The sequence below is a fragment of the Lederbergia sp. B243.17 genome, from assembly GCF_057657925.1.
The window spans coordinates 1-327 of sequence record NZ_JBWBKF010000051.1; the positions used below are offsets into that span (position 1 = coordinate 1).

Consider the following 327-nt stretch of genomic DNA (forward strand, 5'->3'; position numbering starts at 1 on the left):
TTTCATAAAAGATAAGGACCACTTCTGATAAAATTAAGTTACCACACCAAATCATATCGGAAAGAAGGGTCCTTATGTTTAAAAATTATAACATGAATCAATTGGTTTTGCCTTTAGATTTAGAAGTGAAACTACAAAATAATGATATTGCCTTCCATATCCATCATTTGGTCGAAAGCATCCCTTATGAAGCGTTCGAACCATTTCTCCGAAATGAGGGCTGTCCTGCCTACCATCCGCGCATGATGCTTAAAATCATCTTATGCGGTTATACTCAGTCGGCATTTTCCGGGCGCAAGATCGAGGCGCTTCTCAAAGACAGTATCC

1 protein-coding gene is annotated in these 327 nt (G+C 39.1%); it reads left to right on the top strand.

The features are described from left to right. Positions 1-74 precede the first annotated feature (74 nt). Positions 75-327, top strand: a 253-nt coding sequence (locus AC0TWI_RS09760) for a transposase (protein ID WP_488126160.1), incomplete at its 3' end; no start/stop codon positions are given.